This is a genomic window from Vibrio albus, assembly GCF_003144035.1.
Classification (GTDB): Bacteria; Pseudomonadota; Gammaproteobacteria; order Enterobacterales; family Vibrionaceae; genus Vibrio; species Vibrio albus.
In genome coordinates this window covers 732,779-747,415 of record NZ_QFWT01000001.1, presented here as the reverse complement: position 1 = coordinate 747,415, position 14,637 = coordinate 732,779, and the positions used below count along the sequence as shown (strand labels likewise).

The window sequence follows — 14,637 nt, the reverse complement described above, 5'->3', positions numbered from 1 at the left end:
AGCTCCGACATGAAGTAACAGTATGAGCAGAGCATGAAGATATTACTTGCAAACCCTCGCGGTTTTTGTGCCGGAGTTGACCGGGCGATCAGTATTGTTGAACGAGCGTTGGAGCTGTATCAGCCGCCTATCTATGTCCGGCATGAGGTAGTACATAACCGCTTTGTTGTGGAAGGCTTAAAGCGTCGTGGTGCCGTGTTTGTTGAGGAGCTTGCTGAAGTTCCGGACAATAATATTGTCATCTTCTCTGCTCACGGTGTTTCTCAGGCGGTGAGACAGGAAGCGAAAGAGCGGGATCTGACCGTGTTTGATGCGACCTGTCCGTTGGTGACTAAAGTTCATATGGAAGTTGCCAGAGCCAGCCGGAAAGATATGGAAGTGGTGCTGATAGGGCATGCCGGTCACCCGGAAGTCGAAGGAACCATGGGACAGTATGCCAGTGAAAATGGCGGAATGTATCTGGTTGAGACTCCTGAAGACGTGGAAAAACTACCGGTAAAAGACCCGTCGCATTTGCATCATGTCAGCCAGACAACGCTGTCTGTGGATGAAACCGCCGGTGTGATTGATAAGCTGCGTGAAGTCTTCCCCAAAATTCAGGGACCACGTAAAGACGATATCTGCTATGCCACGCAAAACCGGCAGGATGCAGTGCGTCAGTTGGCTCTGGAAGTGGATGTGATGATCGTGGTTGGTTCGAAGAATTCGTCGAACTCGACCCGGTTAAAAGAGTTGGCGGAGAAGCTGGGAACGCCTGCTTATCTGACGGATGCGGCTAAGGATATCGCTGCCTCATGGTTTGATAACGTGTCACTGGTGGGCGTTACGGCCGGAGCATCAGCACCGGAAGAGCTGGTGGATCAGATTATCGAGCGAATTAAATCACTTGGTGCGACTGAGGTTGAAGAGCGACAAGGGCGTGAAGAAAATATGTTCTTTGAAGTACCGAAAGAGTTGCAAATCAAAGAAGTATAAATCCCGGTTTATCGTAATATTGAAAAATCCCCGCTGGTTAACCGGCGGGGATTTTTTTTAGGTATAGAGCGGGTGTCGCTTATACAGTTTCTGGTGCAGACTTCGGTTTTTCTTCATCCGCAAGTTCAGTATCTCCTTTACCCTTGGATACTTTGACGACATAAGCGGTAATAGCCAACGCTGAGACGATGCCGATGGTGGTGGAAATCGTCATTGGCAGCCCAAAGCCAAGAGTGGCGTTGTTCATGATGAAAGCAATACAGACGGTGGTCATAAAGACAGCCGGCACAGTACAGATCCAGTGCAGCTTGTTGTGACGCAGCAGGTAAGCCGCCGCTGTCCACAGCATGATGGTGGCGGTTGACTGGTTTGCAAACCCAAAGTAACGCCAGATAATGCCAAAGTCGACCTGAGTCAGGATTGCGCCGATCACAAACAGTGGCACTGCCATCAGCAGACGCTTATTCAGCGATTTCTGTTCCATATTGAAGTACTCAGCCAGGATCAGACGGCTGGAACGAAATGCGGTGTCACCGGAGGTAATCGGCAGAATCACCACACCCAGGAATGCCAGGATACCACCGAAGGTGCCCAGAAGACCGAAAGAGGAGCTGTATACGACGTTACCCGGACCACCGTTATGTACCGCATCGGAAAGGGCGTCAACAGAGCCGAAGAAAGACAGAGCCAGTGTACACCAGATAATCGCGATAACACCTTCACCAATCATCGCACCATAGAAAACAAAGCGGCCGTTTTTCTCATTCTTCATGCAGCGAGCCATCAGAGGTGACTGAGTGGCATGGAAGCCAGAGATCGCACCACAGGCAATCGTGATAAACAGGGCCGGCCATAGCGGCATATCATTCGGGTTCAGGTTGGTGAACATATCGCTGATAGCATAGCCACCCATAATGGTGTGCTCGCTGGAAAAGCCGACAGCAGTAATAAGGCCGACAGACATAAAGATCAGCAGGGCCCCAAACAGCGGGTAAAAACGACCGATGATCTTATCGACCGGAACGATAGTCGCAATGATGTAATAGGCGAAGATAGCCACGACCATGGTTGTTTTAGATATCTCCAGACCACCCTGTTCATTGGCCAGATTCGTCAGCATGCCTGCCGGGGCTGATACAAACACCACCCCAACCAGTAGCAGCAGAATAATGGCAAAAATGTTCATAAAGTGTTTTGCACCATTACCCAGGTAACGGCCGGTAATCGTAGGCACTGAAGCCCCGTTATTACGGACAGATAGCATACCGGAGAAGTAGTCATGTACTGCACCGGCAAATACACAGCCAATAACAATCCAGAGTAGGGCGGCCGGGCCGTATAACGCCCCCATAATAGGGCCGAAGATAGGACCAACACCGGCAATGTTCAGTAGCTGAACCAGATAGACTTTCGGTGTCGACATAGGGACATAGTCCACGCCGTCGTTTTGGGCATGTGCCGGAGTCGCTAGTTTTTCGTTAATACCAAATACTTTTTCAACAAAAGTACCATAGATAAAGTATCCGCCAATTAGGGCTGCAATACTGATTAGGAACCAGGTCATAGTTATCGTCTCACGTTTATTCGTTATAGGGATTTTGTTTAGGTCAGGGTCAAGAATAAATGAGAGGATGAATAGCTTCATCAGCTTCTATAGTCAGCGGCAATATATCGGCCTGAGCGGTGAGATATTAGGATAAACGGTTTATTGTTTTTCTCCCGAACACAACGGCAGAATCAGACATTTGGTGTTAGACTCATCTTATAACTTAATGTTACTTAAGGCGTTCTTATGAAAAAGCTAGGTGCAGTATTGCTTGCTGCTATCGTGTTGAGTGGATGTAGTAAAGGGATTTCGGATCTGGCAGCAGAAAATGACTGGTATGGGATTGGTTATCAGGATGGTATTAAAGGCAGCCATGCCCGCTCGTACAGTCAGCTCAGGGAGTTGGGTCAGGCCAACCATGCAGAGTACGATCAGGGTTATATGCGAGGTGTGGCTGAGTACTGCGACCCTGACGTCGCTTATCAGATAGGATTATCCGGGCAATATTATGAAGGGGTTTGTGAAGGTACCGAGCATGCTCAAAAATTCCGTATGGAATGGCAGCGCGGCTGGAATGAATCGAGGTAGGTCACATCCCCTCTGCGCTTATTGTTCTTCGACGGCTTTGCGTAAAAAGCCCTGCTGCTTCTCTAATTGTTGCCTGGCGGTTGTCCGATCCATACCGCTCAGCAGCATTAAAATGGATAACTTGACGTTATTATTGGTCTCTTTTAGTACCTGCTCAGCCGTTTGCGCCTGACAGTCGGTTGCCTGCATAACGATACGAACGGCTCTTGCCAGCAGTTTTTTATTGGTGGCTTTTACATCCACCATCAGGTTCTGATAGCTTTTGCCTAAGCGGATCATACTGGCAGTACTTAACATGTTGAGTACCAGTTTCTGTGCGGTTCCGGATTTCAGACGAGTAGAGCCGGTCAAGGCCTCCGGGCCAACCACCGGGCTGATAGCAATACCGGCAATTTCAGCAATGGGTGAATCCGGGTTACACGAAACAGCGATTGTCGTGGCCCCGATGTCGTTCGCGTATTCCAGGCCGCCAATGACGTAAGGGGTTCTTCCGCTGGCAGCGATACCGACGACCACATCTTTGGCTGTTAAATTCAGTTTTTCCAGATCCGTTTGTCCCAGTTCCAGAGAATCCTCAGCACCCTCCTGAGCGGTAAACATCGCCTCTTTTCCCCCGGCAATCAGGCCGATGACCATTTGCTCTGAGACGCCAAAAGTCGGCGGGCACTCAGAAGCATCCAGAACCCCAAGGCGGCCACTGGTACCGGCTCCCATATAGATAAGGCGGGCATTGTTGCTGAAGGCTTCGGTTATTTTATCCACGGCTTGTGCTACTTGCGGCAGCACTTTTTCAACGGCAGCGGGCACCTGATAGTCCTGCTGGTTGAGTCTTTTTACAATCTCAAGAGAAGGGAGCAGGTCGATGTCCATCGTTTCCGGATTTCTGCCCTCAGAGATTAACTGTGAGATGGCGGATAACAGAGCATCATTGGTCATGCATTTTTCCTTATACCGGGTAGATGACACCAAGAGAAGTCGCTTTTAACGCTCCGGTTACCTCTGGAAGGTTACTGGGCAGGTTATGTATTCGTCTTTGTGCCAGCCAGGCAAAAGCGATAGCTTCCATGTAATCACCGTCTACCCCTCTTTCGGTTGTTGTAGTGACGGTCCAGTTTGGAAGGAGTTTTATTAATCTATTGATTAGTAAAGGGTTATGGATACCACCTCCACAAACGAGTAACTCAGAGTGCAGTCCTGAACGGAATTTGTCAACGTCGTCAGCAATACTCTGTGCGGAAAGTTCAGTTAGTGTCGCCTGCACATCATGAGGGAGTATGATACCGTTTTCATTATCAAGATACTGCTGCAGCCAGTGAAGGTTGAAGTACTCTCTTCCTGAGCTTTTTGGGGCCGGGCGGGAAAAGAAGGGATCCTGCAGTAAGGCATGAAGCAGCTGTGGTATGATGGTTCCTGACCGGGCAAACTGAGCATCGACGTCATAGGCTTTTCCCGTATGTTGTTCTACCCATGCATCCAGAAGGGTGTTCCCTGGTCCGGTGTCGAATCCCAGCGTTGGCTTTCCGGGCTGCATTACTGAGATATTTGCGATACCGCCGATATTTAATACCACAACAGTTGAATCCTGAGGCGGAAAAATGGTGCGGTGAAAAGCCGGTACCAGAGGTGCTCCCTGTCCGCCCAGTGCCATATCTTTACGGCGAAAATCGGCCACCGTGGTGATGCCGGTTTTAACCGCAATAATATTGGCGTCACCTAATTGCATGGTAAAAGGTATATCTCCTTCAGGTTGGTGAAACACGGTCTGACCGTGGTTACCAATAGCGGTGATATCACCGGCCTGATAGCCGGATTTATCCAGCAGTTGGTTTACCGCGTCTGCAAACAGGTGACCAAGCTGATGATCAAGCTCACCAATCGGTTTCAGACTGGTCTCCTGATTCTGGCAGATCCCTAGCAAAGTCTGCTTCAGCGCCAGCGGCATAGGATAGAAATCATGTGCCAGCATGGTGGTTGCGTGTTCATCAATGCTTACCAGTGCAGTATCAACACCATCCATACTGGTACCGGACATGACACCGATATACAGTTCCGCTTCAGCCATATTGCTTTCCCCCCAAGTTAGTCTTTCCATTGTAAAGCAAAAATAATCAGAATATCCTGCAGTTATTAAAAGGATAAGGCCGGAGAATGTAATGGGACCACTTTGGATCGATCTGGATGGGTATGAACTGACTGCGGAAGAAAAAGAGATTCTGCAACATCCTACCGTGGGGGGCGTGATTCATTTTTCCCGTAATTATTATGACAGCAAGCAGCTGATCGCTCTTAATCAGTCAATCCGAAAAGCTGCAAGAGGTCCAATACTGATCGGTGTGGATCAGGAAGGCGGCCGCGTGCAGCGTTTCCGTGAGGGCTTTTCCCGTTTGCCTTCCATGGATACCTTTGCGAGGGAACAACTGAGTGAAGAAACGGCTGAACAGACCGGCTGGCTGATGGCTGCCGAATTGGTTGCCCATGACGTTGATCTCAGCTTTGCCCCCGTTCTGGACCAAGGTTTTGACTGTAAGGCTATTGGGAACCGGGCATTTGGGGAAACGAAAGAGGATATCCTTCGATACAGCACCGCCTTTATGTGTGGCATGAAAAGCATCGGTATGGCGACAACAGGTAAGCATTTTCCGGGACATGGTGGGGTGATTGCTGATTCTCACCTTGAGACCCCTTATGATGAACGGAGCGATATTCTGGCGACCGATATGGCGGTGTTTAAGGCGCAGATTGAATCAGGCATGCTGGATGCCATGATGCCGGCTCATGTCATTTACCCTCATTATGATAAACGGCCTGCCAGTGGCTCGCCTTACTGGCTGAAAAATATATTACGTCAGAATCTTGGCTTTAGTGGGATCGTCTTTTCCGATGATCTCAACATGGAAGGTGCCACGATAATGGGCTCACCGGCAGAGCGGGCGCAACAGGCGCTGGATGCGGGCTGCGATATGTTGTTACTGTGCAATAACCGTAACGCCAGTATAGAGGTGCTGGATAACCTGCCAATCCAGGAGGTCCCTCAGGCGGCCAATTTGATGAAACAGCAGAACGTTACTTTGTCTGAGCTGAAAAATTCTCAGCTGTGGAAAAACTCACGAGAGGTGGTTGCCAGGCTGATGAACAGTTAGCACCCTCTCTTTTTTCTTTTTTCTTTTTTCTTTTTTCTTTTTTCTTTTTTCTATTTGATATGCTCTTCGCCTGGATGATCGGATGATAGTCCGGGAGGGAGTGAATTGTTCTGATTTATCGCTCAAAGAAAAGGAATGGGTGTTGGGGTATTCAACGGCTCTTGAATTATTACCAACACCAGACTGTGTTTTGGTTTTATATCTTGATCTTTATTTTTCCGTTAGTTTTTAATTTTGTTCTGCACCTAAAGGGGGCGATAGCGGATTATTTGCGTAAAGGTGGTGCGCTAATGGTGAGGGTTTAAATAAACCTTCTATTAAAAGCTTAAGAATCAAGCTGGTTAGCTTCATTCAGTGGCTGGCCTGTTTATTGCCTGTCTCCTCTCTGTTTTGTTTCTGCAATGCATTACATGCCTGAAGATTGGTCTGTTTGGATCGATATGTGTGGCATGGCCGTGTTCAGTGCTTTACCTATACCAAAAATAATTAGAACAATGATATTAGTGGCGTTATCGCCCAGATGCGGAAAGGACACGCATACTAACGAAAGAACAGAGAACACAATATGGAAATGTCGAATGATTCTAATGTCTCCTTTAAATCTAAACTCATGGACGTTGTTTGTGGAAACATAGAATTAATACCATCGCTGCAGTCATCCAGTATCCGTAACTGCACCATCACGGATATGGCATTGGATGAAAAATACTCACTCTTTTTCTCCATTGTTAATCAGAGTTCGAATGCTGTGGTTATCACTGATGATCGTAAGCGTATCGTATATGTGAATAAAAAATATGAGCAGTTAAGCGGCTATACCTATGACGAGGTGGTTGGAAAAATCCCCTGTATTCTGAAGTCGGATAAAATACCGAAAAAAAGCTATCGGGCTATGTTCCGTAAGTTGAAGGCGAAAGAGCAATGGAAAGGCGAGTTTATCAACGTTCACCGCAATGGCCGCGAATATATTGAAGAAGCCGTCATATCTCCCATCACGAATACCCGGGGTGAGATAGTCTGTTTTCTTACCGAGAAAAAAGATATCACTGCGCAAAAAGAGGCAGAAAAAAGCGTTCAGAAGTTGACACATTTCGATAGCCTTACCAGCGTACCTAACCGGGCTTATTTTTTAGAAGAAGTAGGCAGGCTGACGGATTTGCCTAGGGTGGAAGAAAATCATTTTTCTATTTTGTTCATCGATCTTAATCGATTTAAAGAACTTAACGACACCTACGGGCATCTCGCTGGCGATAAGGCATTGCAAATCATTGCTAAACGTATCGAAGAAATCATACCGCTGGGTGATTTTCTTGCGAGAATCGGTGGTGATGAATTTGTCGTTTTACATAAAAAAGCGAATAGTGAAAGTACGGCTCTATTGGCAAACAGACTCTCCCGCTTGTTCAAATTACCAATAGTGGTTGATGATAAAGAAAATTTTCTGGGGGCCAGTATCGGTTCCGCCACATGGCCTATTGACGGACTCTCTATCCGGAAGATACTTATTCGGGCTGATCTGGCTATGTATGACGGCAAATCTTTTGGTCGCAGCTATACGCCGTACACTAAGGTGTTGAGTACGAAATACAGCAGAGAATTTGAGCTGGCGAGAAAGCTTGACTTGGCTGTACAGGAAAACCAGTTGTTTCTGGTTTATCAGCCGAAAATAGACCTGAAAACGGGACAAATTAGGAGCATGGAAGCATTGATTCGGTGGGATGATCCGGAATTGGGATTAGTGAGCCCTGCTGAATTTATTCCTATCGCTGAAAAGCAAAAGAAGATGACATCTATCGGCAACTGGGTGCTAACCGAAGTCTGCCGGCAACTCAAAGTGTGGGAAGCGGAGCAAAAATCTTTTTTCGGCTGCATTGCCATTAATATTTCAGTGCAACAGATAGAGAATCAAGCCTTTTTTGAGAATATGCTTTTGATTCTTTATAAAGAAAACATCTGTCCCTCGATGATTGAGTTAGAGGTGACTGAATCACTGTTGATTAGCGACCCTGAACGCGTGATGGCGTTATTTTGTAAGCTTAGAAAGGCGGGGTTCACAATCTCTATTGATGATTTTGGTACAGGCTACTCGTCACTGGCTTATCTTAAACGGCTTAAAGCCAACACCTTAAAAATTGACAGGTCCTTTATAAACAACATAACGACGGATGTTCATGATAAAGCCATCGTCAAGTCGATTATCGAGCTGGGCCATAATTTAGGGCTGTCAGTTATCGCTGAAGGGGTTGAAACGAAAGCGCAGTTAAGCCAGCTTATGTCTCTGGGTTGTGATGTGGCACAAGGATATTATTTTTCTAAGCCATTACCTGTCGATAAAGTATTTCCTCCTGTTGATTATAAAAGCAACTTAGGCAATGACCTTCTAGAAATGGTTAATAATTTCTGCAGCCGGTCACTAGGGCGTGATCTTTCGTGATGGATTTTTGAGTGGCATGGTAAGGCGTTATAAATTTGTTTCGCCAAAAGTAAAAAAGTAACCCAGAACTATGCCGAGACTAATGCTAACTGATAAGCGGTGGGAAAAACTACTTCAAATAATGATGAGCACTGGCCGCATTTATAATAAACCTGAATATAGAATGACCGTTGAAGGTATTCTTTATCGATTGCGAACAGGTATTCCCTGGCGTGATCTACCCGTGAGTTTGGTGACTGGGGCACCGTTTATCGCCGATTCAATTTATGGTCGAAGAAAGGCTTATTAACTCATCTATTCAATAAGTTAGAAAAACTATCTGACTACGATTGGGTTTTTTCTGATGGTTCGATAGTCAAAGCTCACCAACATAGCGCAGGTGCGGCGACATCAGATAGTGAGTGCATTAGAAAGAGTCGCAGCGGTAATTCAACAAAATTCATTTGGTCGTTGATAGTGATGGTTTGCCAATCTACTTTGAATTATCCGAAGGCCAAAGAAAGTGTAGATTGGTGCCTATATAAATATCGACATTTGGTTGAAAATGCTTTTGCAAGGATAAAACACTTTCGTTCAATATCAACAAGATATGACAAGCTAGCGAGAAATTACGCCAGTATGGTATCACTGGTGCTTACTATAATGTGGCTGCCGATATATTGCTGACTGAAATATGTACAGCAAAGATCAACACACCCTAATGATTATTCTATTGTTTCTTGCTTGACTCAATTATCCTCATGTGTCTATGGTTAAGATAGACTGCTTTAATCTTTCAGATCTGTGAGAGCCGATATGCTGTGATAACGATTATGTATTTAAATATCAGGCTCCGGACAATGGGTAACCACAGCACAAGAGTATACATTATTAGTAATGAAAACTATTTTTGACATTCTTAATAAGAGGCAACCGACTTCGATTTGGTGGCTATCTATTATAGTTATTGCCATTATCTTCTGTGCGATATTCATAGTGAAGGAGTTCGCTGACCTTACACCTTTGCTTGTTATCCCTGTCTTACTCGCGAGTTGGTATGGAAGTAGCAAAACTGGCATAGGTTTAGCGATGCTAATAGCTCTTTCTATGTTAGCAATGAGCGCAGATATCGATTTTATAGGTTTCGAGTATTCTTCATCTGCTTATGATGTGGCAGTTATTTTGGTTGTGTATATATTTGTAGCGATCTTAGTCACTAACTTCAGGAAGGTACATGGAATTGAGGTTGAAGCAGCAGATTCAGATACTTTGACAGGTCTTCACAGCTCAAGGAGTTTTTACGCAGAAATAGCTAATGAGATACTCAGATCAAATAGATATGGGCATAAATTTTCACTAGCCTATATTGATGTTGATAATTTCAAGAAAATTAACGATACATTTGGGCATGATACCGGTGATAAGTTGTTGATTGAGCTATCCAAGAGTTTGGTTTCGTCTCTTCGTGCTACAGATACCATTGCAAGAATTGGTGGGGACGAGTTTGTGTGCCTATTTCCTGAAACAGAACAAGGTGAAGCAAAAAGTGCTATTTTAAAAGCAGAAAAATCTCTCAAGGAAAGAATGAACAGAAGAAAATGGGACGTAAGCTTTAGTATTGGTCTTGTCACATTTGAGTCACTACCTGAAGATGTTCGTGAAGCAGTAAAAATAGCAGATGAGCTAATGTATTCAGTGAAAAAAAATAAAAAGAATGATATTGCTTATAAAGTTTGGCATGGGAATGGTTAGAAAATAAAAATGGCAGCCCCTTATAGGCTGCCATTCTGGTAAATATTAATTAAGCTGTATCAAAGCTAAAACTTCATAGTAAATTAAATTGCTACAATATTTTCTGCGTTCGGGCCTTTTTTGCCTTGAGTTACAGTAAACTCTACTCTCTGGCCTTCGGCTAAGGTTCTGAAACCTTCACTAGCAATAGCACTAAAGTGAGCGAATACATCTGGACCAGATTCTTGCTCGATGAAGCCAAAACCTTTAGATTCGTTGAACCACTTAACGGTACCTTTAACTTTAGACATAATTATATCCTGTAATTACAATGTTAGATTGCCTTTATAGGCTTGAATAGCGTAAAACAGACTAAAACTTAAAAACTACAGAGCGAGGTGTTATGAATAAAACAACGAAATGGAGAATGTAAACAGAAGGCTTTTTCTTGCTGAGAGATACTTTATAGAATATAAAATTAAAGTCAAGTGTTGTTTGAAAAATAAACAAAACTTGTTAAGCATTAACGGCCGTATGTAAATTTAAAAACATTATATTTCAAACAGTTTTTCAAACGTTCTTTGCTCATGAATGTCTTCAATTTTCTTGCGAGTTTGGTGCTCAGTTAGTTGTTCTTTCACCTTTTGAGCAAAGTTTTTTGTTTCAGCTTTTTTCGTTATTTTTTTAGCCATGTTCATTACCATTTATATGGAAATCAATATTATTATTTGATTGATTGCGTATCAAAGACTGTTAGACTTCCAACTCTATGACCTAAGTTAGACAGAATAATTCCAGAGTTGGTTTTTTCGCAGTAATCAATGTCAATGGAATAAGAACCAGACCTGATTTTTGGTAGAATGTGTCGTCTTAAAATGTCACTGTTTAGTTGATGCATTTCTGCGAACCAACGTATATGTTCTTGTTCTAAGTTGAACTCAATTTTAATCATTCGTTACGGTTTCTCTTTAGTGACTTCTTATCACGTGCTAATTGATACCAGTGTATTTGTCGGGGTGTTCTTCTAGACATGAAGTTCCTTATGGGTAGTTGGATGTAGTTATCCTGTAATGTACTAAGTAAAGGTTAACTGAAATATAGGAAGATGTTTTTTAAAGGCACTATACATTAATAGCACCATCTCATGCTTTATAGTTACAGAGCAGAGACTTGTGTTGCTTGCGGGCCTTTCTGACCCAGTTCAACACTAAACCTCTCTCTCTGACCTTCAGCCAGCGTTTTAAATCCGTCAGAAACAATCGCGTTAAAGTGAACGAATACATCTTTACCACCATTGTCTTGAGTAATAAAACCAAAACCTTTAGTTTCGTTGAACCATTTTACTGAGTCAGTTACTTTAACCTCTAATTTTTAATAAATTTACAATAAGATTAATTTGGCTGATAACACAAGCTATTGAATGGTATATGAAGAAAAAATTTGACGCAGTTGCTTAAACGAAGGAAATCGAAAATTATCTGAGAAGAAACTTATACTAAATGTAACATTAACAACTCTTTCTTAAGAGCCAGGAGTGAGTATACGTAGTGTTTAAATAATAGCCAGATTTATTTTTAAACATTTGCTTGTGTGTATCCAAATCCGTAACGTTAAAAGGGATGCTCTAACTGAAAATGTTCAAAAACGAGCTACATGAAGCAATTATAGAACAGCTTAAGAGATAGGATAAGTTTCACCCTGGTATACATTCCCACGGGAACCGTGGGAACGAGCAGAGAGCAGACTGCGGTAAATATGTTTTATCACCCAATCCCCAGCGTCTCCTTCAGCTCCTTTAAATGCCGGCGGCTGACAGGAATGATGTGATGATTCAGGCTGATAATTTCAGCCAGGCCGTTTTCCAGCAGTTTTATCTCTTTGATTGTCTTGAGGTTCACCAGATACTGGCGATGGCAGCGGAGCAGGGCGGTTTTTTCTTCCAGCGTTTTTAGGGTTAGCTGTGTCGTCGCGGTTTGTTCTCCGGTGCGGATATGAACACCGCTGATGTCGCTGAAGGCGCATTCAACCTCCTCTGCAGGCACGAGCATGATGCGGTTATGCCCAGAGCAAGGGATTTGCTCCAGTTGGTTCGTGGTGAGGGCTGACATATCCTGCGGCTGTAACTCTTTTTTATGCTGCTTGATAAGGCGACAGACGGTTTTATTCAGTCGTTCCGGTTCGACGGGCTTGAGCAGGTAGTCAAACGCATTGTCTTCAAACGCCTGAATGGCGTATTGATCAAAAGCGGTGACAAAGACCACCATGGGCATAGTGTCGGGATCCATCATGGTCAGAAGGTCGATGCCACTTAACTGTGGCATTTGGATATCCAGAAATACCACATCAGGCTTAATAGCATTGATTTTTTTCAGCCCTTCAATGGCATTGCCTGCTTCACCGACTACCTGAATACTTCCTGTTTCATGTAATAATTCGATAAGCTCCTCGCGGGCGAGGAGTTCATCATCAATAACTAATGCTGTCAGCATAATAAGCCTTTATTGCGTTGCTTTTGTGGTGTTCTGGGATGGGATGATAAAGCTCATCCGGGTAAATTGATTCTTTTTATATTCTGTTTTTAGGGGTACGTCGTTGCCGAAATAGTTAGTCAGGCGCTTGCTCACAATCTGCATGCCCAGACCGGTATGATTGTCATCGGGTTCTTCATAGGTACCGGCATTGTCTTCAACAACAATTTCCGTTCCCCGACCAACGGCCCGACTGTAGATTTTAATGACACCACCGCTTAAGAGCTGTGAAATACCGTGTTTAATGGCATTTTCAACCAGAGGCTGGAGCGTGAAACTGGGCAGGTTTCTGTCCATTATGTTTTCATCTATGTCTACTTCGACCTCCAGCCGGTCAGCAAAGCGGGCGCGTTCTATTGTCAGGTAGGCATTCACATGTGCCAGCTCTTCTTTAAGGGGCACGGTGTCAATATTCTGCTTCAGGTTACTACGAAAGAAGTAAGACAGATGCTGGATAAGCTCCCGGGCTTTATCCGGGTCTCTGCGGATAACCGCGCTGATTGTGTTCAGGGCATTAAACAGAAAATGGGGATTTATCTGAGCGTGCAACAGCTTGATTTCCGCCTGAGACAGGAGCATTTGCTGTTGCTGATAGTTGCCATACAGTATCTGGCTGGAAAGAAGCTGGGCGATACCTTCGGCCATCGACATATTTATGGTCGAAAGCAGCTTTCTTCTGGGTTCATAGAGTTTGATACTACCCACGACCTGATCGCCGGCTCGTAGTGGAATAATGAGAACCGAGCCTAGTTTACAGCTGGATGAAATCGAGCATTGATACGGGTTTTCCTTACCATCCAGATAGATGATCCGATTGTTATTCATCGAATTCAGGGTGCACTGCGACGAAATAGGCGTGTCCGGTTTATGGTGGTCATCACCGATACCAATGAAAGCAAGGATCTTCTCCCGATCGGTAATGGCAACGGCACCTACATTAGTTTCTTCATACACAATTCGGGCTATTTTCTTCGCATTGACGGAATTAAAGCCATCACTGAGTATCCCTACAGAACGCTCCGCTATGGTCAGTGCCCGGCGGGAAAAAGTGGCGGAGTACTTTTCGAAGATGGTTTTTCTGTCCTGAAGGATGCTCATAAACAGGGTGGCTCCGACAGAATTAGAAATAATCATTGGTGCGGCAATCGCGGATACCAGCGTATAAGCCTGAGTAAACGGTTTGGCGACGACCAGTATGATCAGCATTTGTATTACTTCAGCGAACAGGGTAACGGAGAAAACGACTGCGGGGTTGAATAGTTTTTCTGTTTTATTCTGTTTGACCAGATAGCTGTGCAGCAGGCCGCCAATAATCCCCTCCGCGGTTGTTGATATCGCACAGGCTACGTCGGTGAAACCTCCGAGAGTATAGCGGTGGATGCCTCCGGTAAACCCGACGGCAAACCCTACTACAGGTCCGCCAAACAGGCCTCCCATTACTGCCCCAATGGCTCTGGTATTGGCGATGGCATCATTAATATTCAGGCCAAAGTAGGTCCCCATGATACAGAAGAGGGAGAACAGCACATAACAGGCCAGTTTATGATCTCTCCGGGAAGAGATACTGAGAAGAGGCAGGAAGACAGGGGTCTTGCTCAGCATATAAGCCAGTACTAAGTAAACACTCATTTGCTGAAGAAGAGAGAGGATAAGATCCATAGCATGTGCTCTTGTGAGTCGGTACAGTATTTATCTTATTATATGAAATACAAAAAG

At 44.6% G+C, this 14,637-nt stretch carries 12 protein-coding genes and 2 pseudogenes; 6 read left to right on the top strand and 8 right to left on the bottom strand.

The genetic code is table 11. The features are described from left to right. Window positions 1-33 precede the first annotated feature (33 nt). A complete protein-coding gene (gene ispH / locus DI392_RS03380; RefSeq protein WP_109318468.1) occupies window positions 34-975 on the top strand; it encodes a 4-hydroxy-3-methylbut-2-enyl diphosphate reductase in 942 nt (313 codons plus the stop codon). Between the two features lie 79 nt (window positions 976-1,054). On the opposite strand, the gene DI392_RS03375 is transcribed toward ispH, so the two are convergent. Further along, entirely contained in the window at window positions 1,055-2,539 is a 1,485-nt protein-coding gene (locus DI392_RS03375) for a carbon starvation CstA family protein (RefSeq protein ID WP_109318554.1), read from the bottom strand. A gap of 228 nt (window positions 2,540-2,767) precedes the next feature. Between DI392_RS03375 and DI392_RS03370 the strand changes: the two genes are divergently transcribed. Further along, on the top strand, window positions 2,768-3,109 hold the full coding sequence (locus DI392_RS03370; RefSeq protein WP_109318467.1) for a DUF2799 domain-containing protein: 342 nt from the start codon (window positions 2,768-2,770) through the stop codon (window positions 3,107-3,109). A gap of 18 nt (window positions 3,110-3,127) precedes the next feature. Here the strand turns inward: DI392_RS03370 and murQ are convergent, their stop codons facing one another. Both murQ and DI392_RS03360 read right to left on the bottom strand, forming a co-directional pair. Continuing rightward, complete coding sequence (gene murQ / locus DI392_RS03365; RefSeq protein WP_109318466.1) at window positions 3,128-4,045, bottom strand: N-acetylmuramic acid 6-phosphate etherase; 918 nt, start codon at window positions 4,043-4,045, stop codon at window positions 3,128-3,130. Window positions 4,046-4,055: 10 nt separating this feature from the next. Further along, window positions 4,056-5,171, bottom strand: a complete 1,116-nt coding sequence (locus tag DI392_RS03360) for an anhydro-N-acetylmuramic acid kinase (protein ID WP_109318465.1) — start codon at window positions 5,169-5,171, stop codon at window positions 4,056-4,058. Window positions 5,172-5,262: 91 nt separating this feature from the next. On the opposite strand from DI392_RS03360, the gene nagZ reads away from it, so the two are divergent. The 4 genes and pseudogenes from nagZ (at window position 5,263) to DI392_RS03340 (ending at window position 10,414) form a co-directional block, all read left to right on the top strand. Beyond that, complete coding sequence (gene nagZ / locus DI392_RS03355; protein ID WP_109318464.1) at window positions 5,263-6,249, top strand: beta-N-acetylhexosaminidase; 987 nt, start codon at window positions 5,263-5,265, stop codon at window positions 6,247-6,249. A gap of 565 nt (window positions 6,250-6,814) precedes the next feature. Beyond that, on the top strand, window positions 6,815-8,683 hold the full coding sequence (locus DI392_RS03350; RefSeq protein ID WP_109318463.1) for a sensor domain-containing protein: 1,869 nt from the start codon (window positions 6,815-6,817) through the stop codon (window positions 8,681-8,683). A 70-nt stretch (window positions 8,684-8,753) separates the two neighbouring features. After that, window positions 8,754-9,349: pseudogene (locus tag DI392_RS03345) on the top strand (IS5 family transposase). Between the two features lie 210 nt (window positions 9,350-9,559). Further along, window positions 9,560-10,414 carry a GGDEF domain-containing protein gene (locus DI392_RS03340; RefSeq protein WP_109318462.1) on the top strand — a complete coding sequence of 285 codons (855 nt, stop codon included), beginning with the start codon at window positions 9,560-9,562 and terminating at the stop codon, window positions 10,412-10,414. An 83-nt stretch (window positions 10,415-10,497) separates the two neighbouring features. Here the strand turns inward: DI392_RS03340 and DI392_RS03335 are convergent, their stop codons facing one another. The 5 genes and pseudogenes from DI392_RS03335 to DI392_RS03315 all read right to left on the bottom strand — a co-directional run bounded on the left by DI392_RS03335 (window position 10,498) and on the right by DI392_RS03315 (window position 14,580). After that, window positions 10,498-10,704, bottom strand: coding sequence for a cold-shock protein (locus DI392_RS03335; protein ID WP_109318461.1), 207 nt, complete (start codon window positions 10,702-10,704; stop codon window positions 10,498-10,500). Window positions 10,705-10,944: 240 nt separating this feature from the next. Further along, window positions 10,945-11,085, bottom strand: a complete 141-nt coding sequence (locus DI392_RS19555) for a hypothetical protein (RefSeq protein ID WP_181388351.1) — start codon at window positions 11,083-11,085, stop codon at window positions 10,945-10,947. A gap of 463 nt (window positions 11,086-11,548) precedes the next feature. Continuing rightward, window positions 11,549-11,752, bottom strand: a pseudogene (locus DI392_RS03325) (cold-shock protein); the annotation flags it as partial. A gap of 404 nt (window positions 11,753-12,156) precedes the next feature. Then, window positions 12,157-12,882 (bottom strand): two-component system response regulator BtsR, encoded by a 726-nt coding sequence (gene btsR / locus DI392_RS03320; RefSeq protein ID WP_109318459.1) that lies wholly within the window; start codon window positions 12,880-12,882, stop codon window positions 12,157-12,159. A 9-nt stretch (window positions 12,883-12,891) separates the two neighbouring features. Further along, entirely contained in the window at window positions 12,892-14,580 is a 1,689-nt protein-coding gene (locus tag DI392_RS03315; protein WP_109318458.1) for a sensor histidine kinase, read from the bottom strand. Window positions 14,581-14,637 lie beyond the last annotated feature (57 nt).